Raw genomic sequence first — 19820 nt, forward strand, 5'->3', positions numbered from 1 at the left:
TGGCCGTTCGCACGATTGCGAGCGGGTATTCGCATTCCAGAGTTTGCGATCAGGCCGGCTGGCGGACGAGCTGCTGGTCTGAACAGCGGTTGCTCGTCCTCGGATGCAACGAAGTCACTCACCACGCCGTCGCGAGGAACCTGCAATGAAGGTCGCTCTAATTACCGGCATCACTGGACAAGACGGCTCTTACCTCGCTGAACTTTTGCTGGGCAAAGGCTACGAGGTTCATGGAATTAAGCGACGCACGTCGCTCTTCAATACTGCCAGGATTGATCATCTCTACCATGATCCGCACGTGAGCGGTCCGAACATGACGCTCCATCATGGTGACATGACGGATTCATCCAGCTTGCTTCGCATCCTGCAGTTGGTGAAACCCGACGAGGTATACAATCTCGCAGCCCAAAGTCAGGTCCAAGTCTCCTTTGAAGAACCCGAGTACACCGCGAATACCGATGCGCTCGGTCCGCTTCGCCTTCTCGAAGGCATTAGAATCCTTGGGTTGACGAAGAAGACGAAAGTCTACCAGGCCTCGACATCCGAACTCTTCGGCCTCGTGCAGGAAGTGCCGCAAAACGAGGGGACGCCCTTCTATCCGCGATCTCCCTACGGCGTCGCCAAGCTCTACGCGCATTGGATCACGGTGAACTACCGCGAGAGCTATGGGATATTCGCGTGCAACGGCATCCTCTTCAACCATGAGTCACCGGTGCGCGGCGAAACGTTCGTCACGCGAAAAATCACAAGAGCGCTCGCACGTATCAAACTCGGCGTTCAGGAGTGCCTCTATATCGGGAATCTCGACGCTCTTCGGGACTGGGGGCACGCGCGCGACTACGTAGAAATGCAGTGGCTGATGCTGCAGCAAAGCGAGCCGACCGATTACGTCATCGCGACTGGGAGGCAGCACTCGGTTCGAGATTTCATCAACGCCGCTGCGTCGGTGCTCGGGATATCCGTCGAGTGGCGTGGCTCCGGTGCGGAGGAGAAGGGTTATGATCGCAGTAGCGGCCGCTGCATCGTCGAAGTAGACCCTCGCTATTTCAGGCCCGCCGAGGTGGAGACACTGCTGGGTGACGCGTCGAAAGCGCGACGAGAGCTGGGATGGGAGCCGAAAATCTCCTTTGAAGATCTTGTCTCCGAGATGATGCTGTCGGACTTAGAGCTCGCGGAAAAAGAGGCCGTTATTCGCCGTCACGGATACTCCCACTTCACTCCCAAAGATTGATGCTTCTTCACCGGGGGGCAGGCGAGTGAACATCTTGCACTTCTACAAGACGGCTTTCCCCTACTCGGTTGGGGGCGTCGAGAAGGTCATCCATGAGCTCGCGAAGGGATCGGTAGCGCGAGGGCACCAGGTCGATGTGATCGCGCTCGCAGACGTTGCAGAGAAGCGCTCTCTGGACGGTTATACCGTTCACTGTTGCCCGACACTGTTTGAAGCGGCCTCGACGCCCGTATCTTTCAGCGCCGCCATCGAGTTCAAAAAGCTGGCGAGGAAAGCAGACGTAATCAACTATCACTTTCCTTGGCCGTACATGGATGTCGTTCACTTTGCCACTGGAGTGAACAAGCCGTCTGTTGCGACCTACCACTCCGACGTTGTCCGGCAACGACGTGCTGCGCGTGTTTACGCTCCCCTGAGGCATGCTTTTTTGAATTCGGTCGACGCCATCGTAGCTACATCGCCCAACTATCGGGCGACCAGCGTGACGCTTCAACGTCATCTTTCCAAGGTCGAAGTTATACCGTTGGGCATTACAGACACGGCTTCGACGTCCATCGAGCCCGATAATTTGAGGGGATGGAGAGACCGCTTTGGCGAGCACTTCTTTTTGTTCGTCGGCGCACTGCGCTACTACAAGGGGCTCCGGACGCTCATCGATGCGGCGCAGGGAACTCGCGTCCCAGTTGTGATCGCGGGCGCCGGACCTACGGAGCGTGAGCTTCGCGCCCAGGCAAAGCGTCTCAACGTCGATAACGTTCACCTGGTAGGCCATGTCTCTGATGCGGACAAAGCATCGCTTCTCACTCTGTGTCGCGCAGTCGTGTTCCCCTCAGACCTCAGATCCGAAGCGTTTGGGGTTACCCTGCTGGAAGGCGCGATGTTCGCGAAGCCACTCATCTCCAGCGAGATTGGAACGGGGACCAGCTACGTCAACATCGATGGAGAGACCGGCATCGTTGTGCCGCCCCGCAACCCTGCCGCCTTGCGCTCTGCCATGGAACGCATCTGGTCTGATCCGTCCTGGGCGGTTGAGGCGGGGCGCCGTGCCAGGCTCAGGTACGAGGCACTCTTTACCGGCGAAAGAATGTGTCGGGAGTATCTGCGTCTATATCAAGACCTGCTGCTCCGTCGGAAGAGCGTTGATCTGTGCTCTGACGCGCCCACTCATGGTTCACCGACAGGCTGACGAGGCTGATCAACAGCAGTGCCGGCACGCCCTGATACAACCGACGCGAACGCCGACACTCTGTTCACTGGTCATGCTGCGCGCGGTTGCTAGCTGGTCAATCGTGAATGCTCAGCACTTCGTCCTCTGTAGGATTCGATTAGCGGATCCGAAGCGCCAATTGCCCACATCATCCTAGCGCCCCACCGTTTTCGGCACGCACCTTTCAGAGTAGCCTCTGAAGGTAGCCGGGGGCTTCTATCTCATTGCTAGCGGTCTCGACTGACAGCATGGCCGGCCGCGAGCCGTCATGTGGGTCGATGCGTCCGGTTGGTGCCTATAGCAGCCGGGCGACGTCGCGGCGCTGGTTGCGAGCTCAATTCGGGATGGTGCAGCGGCTGATGAAAACTTTCAATGACAAGACGCTACTGATCACCGGTGGGACGGGTTCTTTTGGCAACGCGATCCTGCGCTCGCTCCTCTCGACGGACATTCGCGAGATACGCATCTTCAGCCGTGACGAGAAGAAGCAAGATGATATGCGTAAGCAGTATCAAAGTCCGAAGCTCAAATTCTACATCGGCGACGTGCGCAACGAGAGAAGCCTCGTCGCGGCGATGCGCGGCGTCAACTTCGTGTTCCACGCCGCTGCACTGAAGCAAGTACCATCCTGCGAATTTCATCCTATGGAAGCGGTGCACACCAACGTAATCGGCACCGAGAACATGCTCAACAGCGCCATCTCAGCTGGCGTCGAACGTATCGTTTGCCTGAGTACGGACAAGGCCGTCTACCCCATCAATGCCATGGGCATTAGCAAGGCCATGATGGAAAAGGTGATGGTTGCGGCGAGCCGCAATCTTGAGGGCTCCGGAACTGTAATCTGCGGCACGCGCTACGGCAACGTGATGGCTTCACGCGGATCGGTCATTCCGCTGTTCCTGGAGCAGGCTCTCAACGGCAGCCAGATTACGGTCACCGACCCGGCAATGACCAGGTTCATGATGACGCTCGAGGATGCCGTCGACTTGGTTCTCTATGCGTTTTCGCATGGCCGAAACGGCGACATATTCGTCCAGAAGTCGCCGGCCGCTACGATGGGGACACTGACCCGGGCAATGCTCGAGCTTATTGGTAAGCCTTCACATCCTGTTCGCGTCATGGGTTCTCGCCACGGAGAGAAGCTGCACGAGTGCCTGCTGAGCAAAGAAGAGCGGGCTCGAGCTGAGGAGCTTCCGCGCTACTTCCGGGTACGGTCAGACGCGCGTGATCTCAACTACTCGAAGTTCGTCGAGTCGGGTGAGGCGAAGCTCACTGAGGCGCTACACGACGAAGACTACAGTTCATTCAATACGACAAGACTCGACATCCGTGGGATGCAAGAATTGCTTCTCAAGCTCAGGATAATCAGAAGCGCTCTTGCTGAGGCGCCCGCGGCTAGAGAATTTGCTTGATGAAGGTCCTCGTCACCGGCGCGAACGGCTTCATTGGCCGAAACCTGTGCCGGCGTCTGACAGAGCGCGCCGACATCGAGGTGGTCTCCTTTACGTCCGAAGATGCGATCCAGGTATTGCCGGAGCGCTTGCTCGGCATCGATTTCGTTGTGCATCTTGCCGGGGCTAACAGGCCTTCGGATCCCTCGGACTTCATGGTGTCAAATCATGCGCTGACCGAGCTGCTGTGCGATGCTGTCGCCCGAGAGTCGAGAGCAACGGGCAGAAAAATACCCATCCTCTTCGCATCGTCGATACAGGCCGAACGGAATGATAGCCCCTATGCGCAGAGCAAGCGCGCCGCGGAGCAGGTTCTGTTGGCCGCGTCTGAAGAGCATGCGATTCCGGTCCACATATTCCGCCTGCCAAACGTGTTCGGTAAGTGGTGTCGGCCGAACTACAACTCTGTCGTTGCGACGTTCTGCTGGAACATTGCTCGCGGACTACCAATCGACATCCGCGATCCGAACGCACCGCTGACCCTCGTCTACATCGACGACGTGGTGGAGCGCTTTATTCAGCTTCTGGACGGAAGTCCAGCTGCCGTAGATGCGAACGCGTTCGAGTTGATCGGCCCTCAGTACCAAACCACCGTAGGGCGCCTTGCTGATCACATTCGCGAGTTCCGAGAAAGCAGAACCACGTTGACAGCGCCACAAGTCGGCACGGGCTTCCTGAGGGGCCTTAACGCGACGTATCTCAGCTATCTGCCCGAAGAAGATTTTGCGTACCCGCTCAAGGAGTATGCTGACGCGCGCGGCAAGTTCGTCGAAGTTCTGAAGACGCCGGAGAATGGCCAGTTTTCCTACTTCACGGCGGTGCCGGGTGTGACGCGCGGTGGCCACTACCATCATACCAAAGCCGAGAAATTCCTCGTTCTGAAAGGTCGTGCGCGGTTCCGGCTTCGGCACATTCTGGATGGTCGCGAGCGTGAAGTCGTGACCAGCGGCGAGCAATCCCAGATCGTCGAAATCGTCCCCGGTTGGGCACATGACATCACCAACATCGGCACCGATGAACTCATCGTCATGCTCTGGGCTAATGAAGTTTTCGACCCACAGCGGCCCGACACCTATTCACACGCAACCTAGTGGGCGGAATGAAGAAGCTTCGAGTTATGACCGTCGTCGGGACGCGGCCGGAGATTATCCGCCTCTCTCGCGTCATAGCCGCGCTTGAAAAGCACTGCGACCACATCCTGGTCCACACGGGCCAGAACTACGATTACGAACTCAATGAGATATTTTTCGAAGACCTCGAGTTGCGCAAGCCCGACTATTTCCTCGCGAGCGCCGAAGGCAGCACCAGCCCGGCTCATACAATTGGCAACCTGCTGATCAACGTTGACCGCGTGCTCGACGAGGTGAAGCCTGAAGCGATGCTGGTGCTGGGCGACACCAACAGCGCTCTCGCGGTGATCGCGGCTAAGCGGCGCAAAGTGCCGATTTTCCACATGGAGGCGGGTAATCGCTGCTTCGATCAGCGCGTTCCCGAGGAGATCAACCGGCGGATCGTCGATCACACTGCAGATATCAATCTTACCTACAGCGACATCGCCCGCGAATACCTGCTACGGGAAGGATTGCCCCCAGATCAGATCATAAAGACCGGCAGCCCGATGCACGAGGTTCTGCATCACTGCCTGCCGCGCATCGAAGCCTGCACGATTTTGGAAGATCTGGGTTTGACGGCGGAGCAATATTTCGTCGTCAGCGCGCACCGCGAAGAGAACATCAGCTCCGATCGCGCCATCTCCAAGATGGCCGATGCGATCAACGCGCTGGCTGACGATCATCAGCTGCCAGTGATCGTCTCGACGCATCCCCACACCCGCAAGCAGTTTGCCTCGCGCGCGATCACATTCCGCCCAGGTGTTCGTCTCCTGAAGCCGCTCGGGTTCCTGGCTTACGTCAAGCTGCAGATGTCAGCGAAAGCGGTGTTGTCCGACAGTGGAACCATCACTGAGGAGGCGTCGATCCTCAACTTTCCGGCGCTGAATTTACGTGAAGCGCACGAGCGTCCTGAAGGCATGGAGGAGGCGGCCGTCATGATGGTCGGCCTCAACATTGAGAGAATTAGGCAAGGGTTGTCGCTGCTGTCTACGCAGCCGCGCGGTTCCGAGCGAAGGCTCCATCAGGTCAGAGACTACACTGTGGACAACGTATCAGAGAAAGTCGTGCGGCTGATCCACAGCTATACTGACTATGTCAACCGGGTCGTTTGGAAAGCGTACTGATATCGAAGATGGGCATCTCCCTTCAAAGTCTTGCTTCCCTGACGCTCTCTCGGTTGCGTCCGGAATCTGCCGATCAAATGTGGGTCACCGCAGATGCCGCGCTGCTGGCCAACGACGCAAAGACCGCCCATGACATCTACCGGCAGCTCCGCAGCCGCAAGCCAAGAACGCCCTACGAGTTCCTGTTCGTGGGGCTGGCGGCCTACCGCCTGAAGGATGTCGCTCTGGCGCTCAACGTGCTGGAGGCAGGTCATCGCCGCTATCCCTCGATGCCGGATCTCACGGAGAATTTTCTGCGCATTGCCATCGAGCGTCAGCAACTCGATAGGGCACTCAGAAGCATAGACCCGCCTGCCGGCAAAGTGGCGTGCGAGCGGTTGATCGCACAGCCGCTAGACTGGAGCACGCACGTCAGTCTGGTGGTCTACTTGCTGCGCGCCGGCCACTGGGACTTCGCTAACGCCAGGATCGACGAAATCATCCGCGCGTGTGACAGCACGGCGGAGAATTGGAGACTGTCGGACATCCTCTTGAAGCTGAGGCGCAAGAGCGACGCCGACCGCATCTACGATAAGCTCTCGTCGCGCGCAGCGAAAAATGCCGATGATGCGCTCTATGCCGCGCTGTCGCTCGAGCGGCTGCAAGCGCCGGAAAAAGCGGCCGCCCGCCTCGAAGCCGAGCTGGCCAAATATCCGCACGTCGCCTACCTGCGGGAGCATTTCTTGCGCATCTGCTTCGCTTCCGGACAGGTTGAGAAGCTCGCGGCTTTCGTCGAAGGCGAAGCAGGCTATCCGGAGGCTATCGAAGCGCTGTTCGACAGGGTCTCTGACTTCTCACAGCAGTTCAAACTTATCGAATACTACCTCAAACAGGGCCACACATCGATCATCAGACGTAAGTTGTGTCGAGATCAATGCGATGGAGGTTACGATAGTGGTGTGTTGTGGAACATCGCGCATCAGATGGACCTCAAAGGGTTCGCTGACGTGGCACGAGAGGTATTCCAGATCGTCGTGGATAGGCCACGCCGGACTTCGCAGGACGCATACTTTGCAGCATCCTCTGCGCTGCGGCTTCCAGACCTAGGCCTATGTCTCACCATTCTAGAGGATGGGCTAACAGAAAATTCGTCCGCGGCCGAACTCCGGAGGCTTTACCTGCAGATAAGTGCAAGCGGCCACGAATATCGTCGTTATTTGAAGTTCATGAACTCGCTGAGCCCTGAGGACGGACATGACATTCATTCCGTCGCGGATTTCTACAGGGCGGCCGTGTCGAACCAGGCGCCCGAAACCTTTGTTATCAATTACAGGGACATTCAGGGACAATGTCCCCCCGCTATATTTTCCGGCCTCAAGAGTGATGTGCTTTCGGTGCTACGGACGGCTCCTCCTCCGAGCGCTAAGGCCAGGCTGCTAGCGTTCTTTACGAGATACCTCGACCTGGAAGAGGAGTTCGCCGCACCGCTAGCGGAGATGCTTTCCACCCAAGTGGAACAGATGGGCGGGACGCGAATTGATCAGCGCGTGATCGAAATGCTCCTGCGGCTCACACCTCCAATGATTGCGGCAGAGAGCGGTCGATCCGAGCGCCGGAACCGCGAGTTTATCGAAGCTTGTCGTTCGGTTGTGCTTCGGCCGGTAGAGTTGAACGAGCCGATCAAAGATATGTCCAATAACTGGACGCCGTGGCAGTTTCTATTTTGCAGCGGCGTGCCGCAGACGTACGGCCAAGCTATGGAGGCATTTGAGCGCGCCGCCGTAAAGACGTGGCCGAGACTTAACTTTACGGCGGAACACATTGGCGACAGAGATCCCCAAACCCGATCGGGTCGGCGTGTGCGGATTGGCTTCGTCGTGCACGCAGCCATGCCAATGATGTCGGGGCTCTTGAGTGGCTTCGACCCAGCGATTTTCGAGACGGTATTTCTGCACCCCGGAAAGAGCGGTGAAAGCAGGGCGGCGAAAAATTGGATTTCAAGAGCTGGGCGTGTGGTCGAATACTCCGACCAAGACGTCTATGAGGCGATCGATACCATAGCTGCCGAGAAGCTCGATATCATAGTATCCGGCCCGTCTGTTGCGGCGGTGTTCTTTCCAATGATGGCAAGGCTTGCACACCTGCAGATGGTGCTGCTCGAGCCGAATTGGACTGATGGGTTCACCAATGCAGACTTTTATGTCTCGTGGAGGCCGGCCGAACCGACCGCGCCAGAGGAATTCTACAAAACCAAGGTGGCACTGCTGCGGCATCCGCCGTACTACATCGAGCGTCACAAAGTCGGCGAGCTGTCCGATGAAGAAAAAATTGATGTGAGAAGACGACTTTTGGCGCGTGGGCCTAGTGACCGCGTTTACCTGTGCGCGAACACGCCGCCCAAGATTCGTCCCGAAATGGACGGCATGTTCCGTCGCCTTCTAGAGAATGACTCCAACGCGACGATCGTTTTCCTGCGAGGCGAATATCCGCCCGCCAAGACACTGAAGATTAGGTTGCAGCACGCCCTTGGAGAGCTATTCGATAGGGTGATCTTCTTGCCTACTCTCGGTCAGGAGGATGCGCACAGCCTGCTTTTGTCCGCTGATTGCTGTCTGGACTCGTTTCCGCTGTGCGGCATGTCCTCGAGCTTCGATGCTGCGATGGTGGGCGTTCCTATCGTCACGCTACCGGCGGCAATCCCCTTCGGAAGATGGACCGCGAGCATCTACGAATATATCGGTGTGTCGGGTCTCACCGCTAAAAGCGAAGAGGAGTATCTGCAAATCGCGCGCAGGCTTGCCAACGATCTGACATGGAGAAACGAGTTGAGTTGTGAGCTGAAGCAGAAGGCGGCACGTTTCATTGAAAGTGCAGCGAGCGTTGGGGAGTTCGCGGGATTTGTTACGCAGGCATGGGCTCGCCATCGCGCAGGCCTTGCCCCCGCGGATTGGATCGGGGACCGATGGGAGACACGTGGGCCAGCGACAAAGGGGCCCGAGTGTCGGGGGGCAGACCTGAACGATCCGTTTGCCGGTCGAGTACTCCGCGTCGCAAGCTCATCCGATCGAACAATGCCAAGCTAGCCCTGGCGAACAGTTACTTCGTCAAGAGTACCGTCGCTGCTGCTCCTCTGCGATTGCGCAGGCGCGGTCATAGAGAACGCGGTCGCTTTCCGTGAGCCGGTCGAGTGCGCTAAGTGCCTCGCTGCTCATATCGGCTCTTTGTGGTCGATCGGGAGTGGCCAGGAGATGGGGCGCTTCTGAAATAGGTTGGAAGCCAAACATTGCCGGAAGCACTTGAATATCGCGATCTAACGTTGATGTAGTGCCGACCCACGAACAAGATTCCAAATGCCTCAAGGCCGCTTCGAGGCCGCGACCGGCAGCAGCCTCGTGTTTGCCCGCGAGGTAGAACATCATCGTTCCCAAATTACTCCGCATGCGTGATTGAGGGTCGAGCAGAAGTTCGTCAATTGAACGAGCTAAGGCGTCGTCGGCGGCTGCCTGAGCCGCGGGTCCGAAAATTCCCTTATCCGCCTGGGCCCGCCAATACCCATACGCGGACAGCGCGAGTTCGACTGGGTCCCGCAATACCGTCAGTACGCGGGGAGGCTCGGGGAAGATGTCGAGTGCATCCCAAGTAAAATGACCCCCGAGCAAGGCATAGCCGGTCGTCCGTTCACGCAACTCCTGCTCGGACATTGCGACATGGGAGAGACCTGGAGCGACTGCCGCGGACAGGACCGAAAAAAGCGACGTGCCGCCTGTCTTGGGAATGTGCAATTCAAACAGCACAGCTAGCTCCCCGTTGGTTACTGGCAGACTCAACCCCGGTCGACGCCGAATGATGCATGCGCTGGTGCGTCGGTGACAACCTTCCGTGCCATCCTCTCCCCTCTGATGACCAACGGCATCACTCAACTGCGGAAAAGAACGGTTCTCGACCAAAACCGATGCGCTCTCAACGTGGGGTTGTGGGTGCGCCGAACGCCCGCGGTGTACGGTTTTGCACCCATCTAAGGGTGTTCTCGGTTGGCGGGGAAGCGCATGCATGCGCAAAGTCAGTCTTTATGAGCCGGACCTGTCGGGCAATGAATTGCCTTACGTCGTAGACTGCCTGACCTCGACGTGGATTTCGTCGAATGGCGAATACATCGGCAAGTTCGAGCGCGCATTCGCGGATTTCGTCGGAAGTGCTCACGCGGTTGCCGTCTGCAACGGCACGGTGGCGCTGCACCTTGCGCTTTCAGCATTGGACCTCGGTCCCGGCGACGAGATCATCGTCCCCACCTTCACCTACATCGCATCGGTGAACATGATCGCTCTGCGGGGCGCGACGCCAGTCTTCGCCGACTGCAACAAGGACACTTGGGTCATCGGACGCGCCGACGTAGAGCGTCTGATCACGCCGCGGACCCGCGCGATCATGGCCGTGCATCTCTACGGCGGCGTATGCGATCTCGCAGAGCTTCGCGCGCTGGCAGACGAGCGCGGTCTCCTCCTCATTGAAGATGCCTCCGAAGCACTGGGTTGCTCGTGGTCCGGCCGGCACGCGGGCACTTGGGGCGCATGCGGCACCTTCAGCTTCTACGGCAATAAGACGATCACCACCGGCGAGGGTGGCATGGTCGTGACGAACGACGCAGCCCTTGCAGACCGTCTGAGGCTTCTTCGCAACCAAGGTCAGCACTCGGCGCGCCGCTATTGGCATGTGGAGCTCGGCTTCAACTATCGAATGACCAACATCGCCGCTGCAATCGGCCTTGCGCAGATGGAGCGCCTGCCAGGCCTACTGCAGCGCAAGCGCGCCATCGCCGCGCGCTACCGTGAAAGACTGCAGCAGCATGACGTGCAGTTTCAGGCGCGACCTGCCGCGGTCGAAAGCGGCGAATGGCTTTTCACCGTGCTCCTGCCAGATCATCTCGACCGAGATGCCGTCATGGCCCACCTCGGTGAGTGTGGGATCGAGAGCAGGCCGACCTTCTACTGCGCGCATCACATGCCGATGTACGAGACCCGATACGCGTTGCCTAAATCGGAGGAGATATCGCGACGTGGCATCAGTCTGCCCAGCCATCCGTTGCTGTCTGACGACGACGTCGACGAGGTCTGCAACCGGCTGATCAGCGCAATCGGCCAGTACACGGCTGGCCAGGCAGCGCGTGTCCGGTTCGCATAATCAAGAGGTCAGCGTGGAAGCTGCGCTCTGCGATCAACGCCGCCCTGTGGCGGACCCGCACCCGGGTTCTGCGGCGCTGGCATACGCGCGCGACATCTTCGCTGCGCGGTATTTCTGGTGGCATCTGGCCTTGTCCGACCTCCGCTCGCGATGGCGCCGGTCATATCTCGGCATCCTCTGGTCCATTCTGCAGCCGTTGGGCATCACGATATTGATCTCCATCGTATTCAGCAGATTGTTGAATGCGAGCTTCCTCGACTACGCGCCGTACGTGCTCTCGGGGATCATCTTCTGGGAATTCTTCGCGTCGACCGTTTCGGGCGGCTCGCTCGCCTTTGTGCAAAACGAGCCCTACATCAAGCAGTGCCGGCATCCACTCGCGATATATACGCTGCGGACAGTTCTCGCGAACCTCGTAGTCACCGTGGTCGCGAGCTTGGCGCTCGTGATCGTCGTTCTCGTTCTAAAGCCTGGGACCTTAAGCTGGGCGTGGCTCGCGTGGTTTCTCGCTTTGCCGGTTTTGCTGTTCACGGCATGGCCGCTGGCGACCGCACTCGCATACGTCTCCGTGCGCTTTCGGGATGTGCCGTACGCTCTTGGTCTCGCCATGCAGACGCTTTGGTTCATATCGCCCGTCTACTTCGACGTTAAGCTATTCCGCTCCGCGGGCCTGGACGGGCTTGTCGATTACAACCCGATTTATCACCTGCTCGAACTCACGCGCGCTCCTTTCCTGCGTGGCGAATGGCCCAGCCTTGCCAACTATGGCGTGTGCCTCGCAACAATCGCTGGCCTTGCAACACTGGCAATCGTGCTCGGTCGACGCATGGAGCGCCGCGTCATGTTCTATCTCTGACGGCTGATGATGATATGGCGTACATTCGAATGACGTCGGTCGATCTGCACTACTCGGCGCTGGGGCTCGCGGACCGCACGCTAAAGGGTGCCGCGCTGGATCTTCTCGTGAAGGGCCGCAATCGAAACCGACTGATCCGTGACATCCACGCGCTGAAAAACATAAGCCTCGAGATCCGGGCCGGAGAGCGCATCGGATTGCTTGGGCACAATGGCGCGGGCAAATCCACTTTGTTGAAGGCCATAGCCGGACTTTACCCGCCGTCAGCTGGCACGCTTCAAGTTGTTGGCGGCGTGCGCGCACTCATCGAGATCAGCCTTGGGTTTGAACCGGACGCAACGGGCCGGGAGAACATTCTATTTCGCGGCCTGCTGATGGGACTGAGCCCCAAGCAGGTGCGTGCCCTCGAAGATGAGATCGTTGCGTTCGCCGACATTGGCGAGTTCATCGACTATCCGATCAAGACATACTCGAGCGGCATGCAGGTACGCCTCGCCTTCGCGGTTTCCGTGGCGGTGTCCGGGGAGATCCTGCTGCTCGACGAAATCATCGGAGCGGGTGACGCCACGTTCATGGAGAAGGCGAAGGCGCGCGTGCGCAAGCTTATCGAGCACTCCCAGATACTGATCTTGGCGTCGCATGACTTCACGAGCCTGGCGTCGATGTGTGAGCGCGGGCTCGTCCTGCACCACGGCCAGCTGATCTTCGACGGGCCGATTGCCGAGGCGGTGGCGACTTACAAGACTGTGCATGGGCTCGCAGCATGACGCAGCATAGCCGCACGCTGAAAGAGATAAGGCTACCGAGCCACGCCGCCTCGCGGCTCCGCGAGTTCGAGCCACTGCCCGCAAAGAAGGACAGCCGCCGCAAGCGCATCGCGGTCATTCTGCCCGCGGCCTACCGGGGTGGCACGCTCCGCGGAGCACAACTCCTGGCGCGAGCGATCAAGGATGGCAGCGAGCGCGCAGGAGAAGACGCGGACGTCCTGCTTGCCCATCTCGATGCGTACCGAGAGAACGAATTCTCTGACCTGGGGCGACTTCCGCGCCGTCCTTTTGCCTGGCGCAAGATCGATGCGCAGGCGGCACGACGAGCAGTGCACTATGCTGGCGATGATGGCTGGCAGCCCTCTCATAGCGCTTATCTGGTACCCGACGACGGCGTCGACAATCTGCAAGGCTGCGACCTGTGGCTCATGGTGTCGGACAGGGCGCCCGGGCCTCTGCTACCAATGAGGCCGCAGATCATGATGGTGTACGACTATCTGCAGCGCTACGTCCCGTTCATACCGGAGGACGTCAGCCTCGATTATATCGAGGCGGCCCGCGCTGCCAAGCGCGTGCTCGTCACGACAAAATGGACCGAGCAGGACGCATTGCAGTTCGCCGGCCTCGAACCCGGCCGCGTCATCAAGATGCCGATGTTGGCACCGGATTTCACCAACGACGCATCGCTGGCTACTCCACCGATCGGCGAAGGATACTTTCTTTGGCCGACGAACCCGGCGCTCCATAAGAACCATGACGTGGCAGTGCGTGCCTTGCAGCTCTATTATGAGCGCCTCGGCGGCACGCTAGCGTGCTGCGTGTCGGGGGTCGATTCGGCGTCCATTCCCGAAGGTACCTTCCCGCACCACGTCGATCTCGCAAAGCGGATCAGAAGCAGCGCTCTCCTGCGAGAGAAGATTCATTGGCTGGGGCAGCTGGACGAGGAGGCGTATCGCGCGAAGTTGGCCGGTGCTGCATTCCTGTGGCACACCGCGCGCATAGATAACGGCTCCTACAGCGTGATCGAGGCGGCGGGCTTCGGCGTTCCCTCGCTCTCCAGCGACTACGGCCCGATGCGCGAGATAGACAGCCAGTTCTCGCTGAACCTGGCTTGGATGCCCTGCGACGATGCTGCAGCCGTCGCCGACCAGCTCAAGAAAATGGAACACGAGTACGTTGAACGCCGGCGGCTTCTGCCGGATAGGGCGACGCTCTCGCGTAGGTGCTACGGCGACCACGTCGACACCTATTGGAGGGTGGTACGCCAATGCCTGTGAGAAGATACGGCATCTATCTTCTTTATCCTCCGAGAGTGCAACTGACGTCCGAGGGTCTCGGCAGGCTGCTCGCAGCGTTCTTGCGCGGCTCATCATCGATCGAAGATGTCCGCTTTGTCATCGTCTGCCCGAGTTGGCTGATCTCACCGCTTCGAGAATTGTTGACTGCCGAGCATGTGCCGCTCGACCGTGTCGAGATTCATGCACCGAGACACACGCCGCTACTGCTGGCCCTGCATAATTGGCTGATTGGACGGCGCGCCAAGCGCCGGCCTGCGTGGCGCTCACGCCTCAAGGCGAGGGTGCGGGCGGTGGTGAACCGCAGCTGGAACGGGTTCCTTCGCGCCGTGTGCGGTGCGACGCTAGGGCCTGAGGCATTGAGGATCGTACTTCCGCTCGCGGGGTATGCGCTTACGTTGGCTGTGCTCAGCCCGGTTCTTCTCGCCATGTGGATTGCTAGGAGCGCAAGGAGGCTGCGTTTGCGGCTGCGATCAGCCCGAGTAGGGAAGGCTAAGGCGACATATCTGGGCATTGAACCGCCTAAGGATGAACCGCTGGTTCTTCGCGCCTATCGGCTGATGGAAGAGGCCGAGGCTGAACGCATGCACAAGATCATCGAGGCAATGCCGGATGTGCAGGCCTGGTACTGTCCAACTGCGTTCTGGCCATCCTTCAACAAGATCAAATCGCCGAAGCTCATGTGCGTTCCCGACGTGGTGGTCAGCGAGTTTCCGGTGGCCTTCGCCGATATGGGGCCACGGGTCGAAGACAGCTTCTCGCTACTGACGTCCACGGTGCGCGCAGGTCACCACTTCGTCACCTACAGCGACACGATCAAGCGCCACACGCTCGGTGTGAAATTCAAGATCCCCGCCCACCGCGTAACGGTCATCCCGCATGCGCCGCAGGACATGAGCCCATGGCTAACTGGGCCGGACGCGCCCAATGGCACCGCGGTGTCCGCGCAGCCATGTAGGTCGCTGCTGATGGACGCTATGGGCAGATCCTCTTCCGCCTACACGGCGAGCTTCGCCAATCCATCCGTCAAGTTCCTTTTTTATGCCAGCCAGTTCCGGCCGAACAAGAATGTTCTCACCCTGCTGCGCGCCTACGAGCATCTGCTGCGTCACCAGTTCATCGGGCACAAGCTGATACTGACCGGCAAGGCGAAAGTGCTTCCGTACATCGACGAGTTTATTGCCGAGCATCGTCTTGCCAAGGACGTTCTATGCGTGAGCGGGCTCTCCGCGCAGGAGCTGGCGGCCTTCTATAAGCTCGCCGACGTGGCGGTAAATCCCTCGCTCAGCGAGGGAGGTTTCCCATTCACGTTCTCCGAAGCTCTCTCGGTGGGAACGCCGGTCGTGATGTCAAACATACCGGTAACCTTGGAAGTCATCACGGACCCGGCACTGCAGGAGATGATGCTGTTCGATCCCTACGATTGGCGCGACGTGGCGGCACGGATTTCATGGGCAATCGATAACCGCGACACGCTCCTTGCGCGCCAGAGAATGCTGCACAGAGAGCTGGCCAGTCGCACGTGGGGTGACGTCGTCAACGAGCACATCGCCGTTCTCGACCGCATCGCCGACCAGCAGCCCGCGGAAGCATGGCGATGACCCCCGAGGGCTTGGTCATTATCGGTTTTGGCGGGCATGCGCGCAGCGTCGCCGACGTGGCGCTGCGCGCTGGCATCATCAAGCTGCTATTCGTCGACGAAGCGGCAAGGCCCGGCGAAGAATTTGCAGGCTTCGCGGCTCAGTCTTTCTGGCCGGAGCCTCTTCCGGGATGGCGCGCCATGCCGGCAAGCGGTGACGCTAAAAGACGGGAGGACATGATCGCCGTTGCCGAGCGGCGAGGTTTCGAAGTCTGTTCACTCCAGTCTCCATCGGCATACCTCGGCACAGGCGCTACCATCGAAAAGGGTGCGCTCATCGCGCATCAGGCCCACGTCGGCCCCGGTGCAAGCATCGGGACCGGCGCAATCGTCAATACCGCGGCAGTCGTCGATCATGAGACGCAGATCGGTGAGTACTGCCACGTCGCCGTCAACGCGACGGTCGCCGGCCGTTGCCTGTTGGGCCGCGCGGTGATGATCGGCGCCGGCGCCACGGTGATCGACAATATCCGGATATGCGATGACGTGATCGTTGGAGCCGGAGCCGTCGTGATCGACGACATACTGGAACCGGGCACCTTCGTGGGCAGTCCAGCGCGGCGCTGCAAGTGACCGATGACCCGGCCAAACGGTCTTCGACGACTTGGCGGCCCGCGACCTGCCCGACCTCTCCACGGTGCTCGGTAGAGGCTGCCGTGGCGTCCAAGTCGGGAATCTGCGCACTTTACGCCGCCAGAACCCAGCCGTGTACCCGCGGCGCCCCGGCAATCCGGGCACCTTGCGGCCCCTTGAAAATACCGTTAGAGGGGGCCTTCCCAAATGGGGCGTAGCCAAGTGGTAAGGCAGTGGATTTTGATTCCACCATTCGGAGGTTCGAACCCTCCCGCCCCAGCCAATCTTACCCACCAACTCGCTGACGAGGGGCGGACGGTCCCATGGCTGAAACTGCCGGCTCCTGGACGATCATCGGCAATCTCGGTCTGATCGTCTGGCTCACTGCGCTGGCCGCCTGCGCAGCACTGATCCTCGCTCTGTTTCCGCTCTTGCGGCACGCAGCCCTCGCCACGCCAACACACCGCTCCTCGCATAAGACGCCGACGCCGCAATGGGGCGGCTTGGCCATCAGCGCCAGCGTGCTTGCCGCCACGGCGCTGGGCATCGCCTGGCTCGGCGCCGACGCGGCCACGGCGCTGCGCATCACGCCTGTGCTGCTGGCCGCAACCCTGCTCGTCGTCCTCGGCGGCATCGACGACGTGCGCGTCCTGGGGCCCGGCGTGAAGCTTGCCGTGCAGGCGGGTGCCGTTGCCGTGATGCTGACGTCACTGCCGGACGAGCTCCAGGTGCTCCCGTTCCTGCCGGTCTGGCTTGAGCGCGCGTTGTTGTTCTTCGGCGCGCTGTGGCTCGTTAATCTCGTCAACTTCATGGATGGCATCGACTGGATGATGGTCGCCGAGGTGGTGCCGATCACCGCCGGCATCGCCGTCATTGCGCTGCTGGGGACGCTGCCGCCGCAGGCGCTGATCCTCGCGCTCGCGCTCAACGCTGCCATGCTCGGCTTCGCGCCCTTCAATCGCCCCCTAGCGCGGCTGTTCATGGGCGACATGGGCAGCCTGCCGATCGGCCTCCTCCTGGCTTGGCTGCTGATCGTCGTTGCTGCTTCGGGCTATCTCGCCGCCGCCGTCCTGCTGCCGCTCTATTTTCTGGCCGACACCGGTGTGACGCTTCTTCGCCGCGCGCGCGCGGGAGAGCGCTTGTGGGTCGCGCACCGCACGCACTTTTACCAGCGCGCACGCGACAACGGGCTCACCAACATGCAGATCATCGGCCGCGTGTTTGCAGTCAATCTGGCACTCGTCGCGCTGGCAGCATTGAGCGTTGTCGCGCAGGCACCGCTCTCGCATGCGCTTGCGGTGCTCGCCGGCATCTGCGTCGTGAGCTGGCTGATGATCGATTTTACGCGCAAGCGGGCGTAATCGTCCGGGCCTGCCGGATCAGCGGGGAACCGACGCTGTCTCCATCGATGTCCCGCAGCCCTTTTGGTGGAGGCTCTGGTTCACCGCCTCGGATTCCGCCTTCACCTCGTTGTACGCAGCGAGCGCTGGCACACCCTGATCGGGAGAGCCCACCAAGCGGCCCCACGCGTCCACGACGGTTTTGGGCAGCTCCTGCATCTGCTGCACGGCCTTGGAAGGAAGCTGCTGCAACTGCTCTTGCAGACTGACTTGGCGCTCGCGCAGATCGCGACAACCTAAGGTCTGTTCCTGGGCGCTGAGAACATACGTGCCGTCGTTCTGGTAGCCCGCCCGCGGTGCACCACTGAGTTCGGACATCGCGGAGCAGCCAGCCACGCCGGCAACCACAATGCCGATCAGGGCAACTTTGCCCACAACCGAGAATGGCCCCCAGATCACTGTCATTCCCCGCGAATCTCTCCTCTTGCCGCAATGTATGCACGGCGAGCCGCGGCGACCATCAGGGCACACAACAAATGCGACACATGTGTTCCTGTGGACACGTTGGGGATAACTCTGCCGATTTGTGAGGCGATTGCAGCGATCAGATGCTGCCGGGCGATCCTGAATGTTCGTCCGGCTTCGCAACGATACCGCGAGCCTGCAACAGCGCTACCACGCGCTGCGCGAGTTCAGCCGCCGGGGCTGTCGTCGTATCGATCACGAGATCGGGCTCCTCAGGTTCCTCGTAAGGAGAGTCGATACCTGTGAAGTTGGGCAGATGTCCGGCGAGGCTCTTTGCATAAAGGCCTTTTGGGTCGCGACGTTTGCACACATCCAGCGGCGCGGTAACGTAAACCTCGATGAACTCGCCGGGGTCGACGAGGCTGCGCACGGCTTCCCGCTCTGCGCGGAAGGGCGATATGAACGAGCACAGCACGATTGTGCCTGCATCGAGAAACAGCCGGGCCACCTCGCCCACGCGGCGGATGTTCTCGACCCTGTCCGCCGCGGTGAAGCCGAGATCCTTGTTGAGCCCGTGGCGCACGTTATCGCCGTCCAGCAGATATGTGTGCCGCCCCTGCAACGCGAGCCAACCTTCGACGAGGTTGGCGACGGTCGATTTGCCCGCGCCCGACAACCCCGTGAACCACACGATGCACGGCGTTTGTCCTTTCGCCGCCGCGCGCAGTTCCTTCGTTACCGTGAACGGATGCCAGTGCACGTTGACGCCGCGGCGAAGCGCAAAGTCGACGGAGCCCGCCGCCACCACTTCGTCGGTATAGAGATCGCTCAGCGTGAAGCGCGAGTCGTCTTCGCCGGAGTCGCCGCCGCCCAGAACCAGCGGCACGTCCGTTGCGATCGTGCAAGCTCCGATCTCGCCTTGGGCCAACGTGCGCGCAGGCACGCGGCGCAGCGTTTGCGGGTCGAGCCTGTACTTGATCGCGTTGACGCTCGCTGGCGTCTCCTGACCGGAGATGCGCAAGCGGTATTCGCGCCCGGGAATGAGCTCCTGTTGCGACACGCAGCCGATGTGGGCGGCGAACTGCTCGCTGGGGGGAGCAGCAGCGGAGGGCTCTGCTGCGTCCTGCAGCGTGGCCGAAGCGATGCGTGTCAGATGTGCGGTGAGTTTTGAGTTGCTGTCCGTCAAGACATCCCTGCCATTTCGCGCGATGAGGCTCAGCGAAACGGCAACGGCTGATGCGAACTCTGTTTTCTCTGCAAAGTCTTCGAAGGCGGAAATCGTCTCTTCGATCACCGACGCATCGTCGGAGGGATGGACCGCAACCGCGAGAATGACGTGCGGAACACCGGCTGTCCATGCCATTGCAACGGCACTGCGAGCCTGGGACGTAAAGCCCCTCACGGCATCCACGAGAACCAGCGCTACGTCGGGGAGGGTGGAATAGTCGCCTTCTTCCACCGTGGATGAGGCGACCAGACCGCGCAGATGGCTCGCGAGTGACGGCGCTCCGGTCGCATCGGTAAGGCAGAACTTCACGCGCCCATCGCTTCGACCTGCACCGGGCTTTGTGTCCGGCATCCTATCGGCTTCCCGTTTGGCTCA

16 protein-coding genes and 1 tRNA gene are annotated in these 19820 nt (G+C 60.1%); 14 read left to right on the top strand and 3 right to left on the bottom strand.

The annotated features are described in order from the left end of the window. The first annotated feature begins 145 nt into the window (after positions 1–145). From gmd to ACP15D_RS16980, 6 genes are all read left to right on the top strand, one after another. The gene (gene gmd / locus ACP15D_RS16955; protein ID WP_424958603.1) at positions 146–1231 is read left to right on the top strand and encodes a GDP-mannose 4,6-dehydratase; all 1086 of its coding nucleotides are present in this window, start codon (positions 146–148) and stop codon (positions 1229–1231) included. A 25-nt stretch (positions 1232–1256) separates the two neighbouring features. Next, the gene (locus ACP15D_RS16960) at positions 1257–2417 is read left to right on the top strand and encodes a glycosyltransferase (protein WP_424958604.1); all 1161 of its coding nucleotides are present in this window, start codon (positions 1257–1259) and stop codon (positions 2415–2417) included. Positions 2418–2797: 380 nt separating this feature from the next. Then, the gene (locus ACP15D_RS16965) at positions 2798–3850 is read left to right on the top strand and encodes a polysaccharide biosynthesis protein (RefSeq protein ID WP_424959260.1); all 1053 of its coding nucleotides are present in this window, start codon (positions 2798–2800) and stop codon (positions 3848–3850) included. Beyond that, on the top strand, positions 3850–4980 hold the full coding sequence (gene wbjC, locus ACP15D_RS16970) for a UDP-2-acetamido-2,6-beta-L-arabino-hexul-4-ose reductase (RefSeq protein WP_424958605.1): 1131 nt from the start codon (positions 3850–3852) through the stop codon (positions 4978–4980). Before ACP15D_RS16965 ends, wbjC begins: the two co-directional genes overlap by 1 nt. An 8-nt stretch (positions 4981–4988) precedes the next feature. Further along, complete coding sequence (gene wecB / locus ACP15D_RS16975; protein WP_424958606.1) at positions 4989–6125, top strand: non-hydrolyzing UDP-N-acetylglucosamine 2-epimerase; 1137 nt, start codon at positions 4989–4991, stop codon at positions 6123–6125. A gap of 236 nt (positions 6126–6361) precedes the next feature. After that, the gene (locus ACP15D_RS16980; RefSeq protein ID WP_424958607.1) at positions 6362–9187 is read left to right on the top strand and encodes a hypothetical protein; all 2826 of its coding nucleotides are present in this window, start codon (positions 6362–6364) and stop codon (positions 9185–9187) included. Between the two features lie 21 nt (positions 9188–9208). Here ACP15D_RS16980 and ACP15D_RS16985 read toward each other — a convergent pair whose 3' ends face one another. Continuing rightward, the gene (locus ACP15D_RS16985) at positions 9209–9898 is read right to left on the bottom strand and encodes a hypothetical protein (RefSeq protein ID WP_424958608.1); all 690 of its coding nucleotides are present in this window, start codon (positions 9896–9898) and stop codon (positions 9209–9211) included. A 256-nt stretch (positions 9899–10154) separates the two neighbouring features. Here ACP15D_RS16985 and ACP15D_RS16990 point away from each other — a divergent pair, with 256 nt between their 5' ends. From ACP15D_RS16990 to ACP15D_RS17025, 8 genes are all read left to right on the top strand, one after another. After that, on the top strand, positions 10155–11282 hold the full coding sequence (locus ACP15D_RS16990) for a DegT/DnrJ/EryC1/StrS family aminotransferase (RefSeq protein WP_424958609.1): 1128 nt from the start codon (positions 10155–10157) through the stop codon (positions 11280–11282). A gap of 76 nt (positions 11283–11358) precedes the next feature. Then, positions 11359–12138, top strand: a complete 780-nt coding sequence (locus tag ACP15D_RS16995; RefSeq protein ID WP_424959261.1) for an ABC transporter permease — start codon at positions 11359–11361, stop codon at positions 12136–12138. Positions 12139–12152: 14 nt separating this feature from the next. Then, the gene (locus tag ACP15D_RS17000; protein ID WP_424958610.1) at positions 12153–12905 is read left to right on the top strand and encodes an ABC transporter ATP-binding protein; all 753 of its coding nucleotides are present in this window, start codon (positions 12153–12155) and stop codon (positions 12903–12905) included. Beyond that, positions 12902–14182 carry a glycosyltransferase gene (locus tag ACP15D_RS17005; protein ID WP_424958611.1) on the top strand — a complete coding sequence of 427 codons (1281 nt, stop codon included), beginning with the start codon at positions 12902–12904 and terminating at the stop codon, positions 14180–14182. The genes ACP15D_RS17000 and ACP15D_RS17005 overlap by 4 nt, the downstream gene beginning before the upstream one ends. Then, positions 14173–15801 (top strand): glycosyltransferase, encoded by a 1629-nt coding sequence (locus ACP15D_RS17010; RefSeq protein WP_424958612.1) that lies wholly within the window; start codon positions 14173–14175, stop codon positions 15799–15801. Before ACP15D_RS17005 ends, ACP15D_RS17010 begins: the two co-directional genes overlap by 10 nt. Further along, positions 15792–16412, top strand: a complete 621-nt coding sequence (locus ACP15D_RS17015) for a NeuD/PglB/VioB family sugar acetyltransferase (RefSeq protein WP_424958613.1) — start codon at positions 15792–15794, stop codon at positions 16410–16412. The genes ACP15D_RS17010 and ACP15D_RS17015 overlap by 10 nt, the downstream gene beginning before the upstream one ends. 208 nt (positions 16413–16620) lie before the next feature. Continuing rightward, positions 16621–16695 (top strand) — tRNA-Gln (locus ACP15D_RS17020). A gap of 40 nt (positions 16696–16735) precedes the next feature. Beyond that, positions 16736–17773, top strand: a complete 1038-nt coding sequence (locus ACP15D_RS17025; protein ID WP_424958614.1) for a glycosyl transferase — start codon at positions 16736–16738, stop codon at positions 17771–17773. Positions 17774–17791: 18 nt separating this feature from the next. On the opposite strand, the gene ACP15D_RS17030 is transcribed toward ACP15D_RS17025, so the two are convergent. Further along, positions 17792–18217, bottom strand: coding sequence for a hypothetical protein (locus ACP15D_RS17030; protein WP_424958615.1), 426 nt, complete (start codon positions 18215–18217; stop codon positions 17792–17794). Between the two features lie 139 nt (positions 18218–18356). Next, positions 18357–19796 carry an adenylyl-sulfate kinase gene (gene cysC, locus ACP15D_RS17035; RefSeq protein WP_424958616.1) on the bottom strand — a complete coding sequence of 480 codons (1440 nt, stop codon included), beginning with the start codon at positions 19794–19796 and terminating at the stop codon, positions 18357–18359. Between the last annotated feature and the right edge of the window lie 24 nt (positions 19797–19820).

The sequence above is a fragment of the Hyphomicrobium sp. 1Nfss2.1 genome, assembly GCF_965243865.1.
GTDB lineage: Bacteria > Pseudomonadota > Alphaproteobacteria > Rhizobiales > Hyphomicrobiaceae > Hyphomicrobium_A.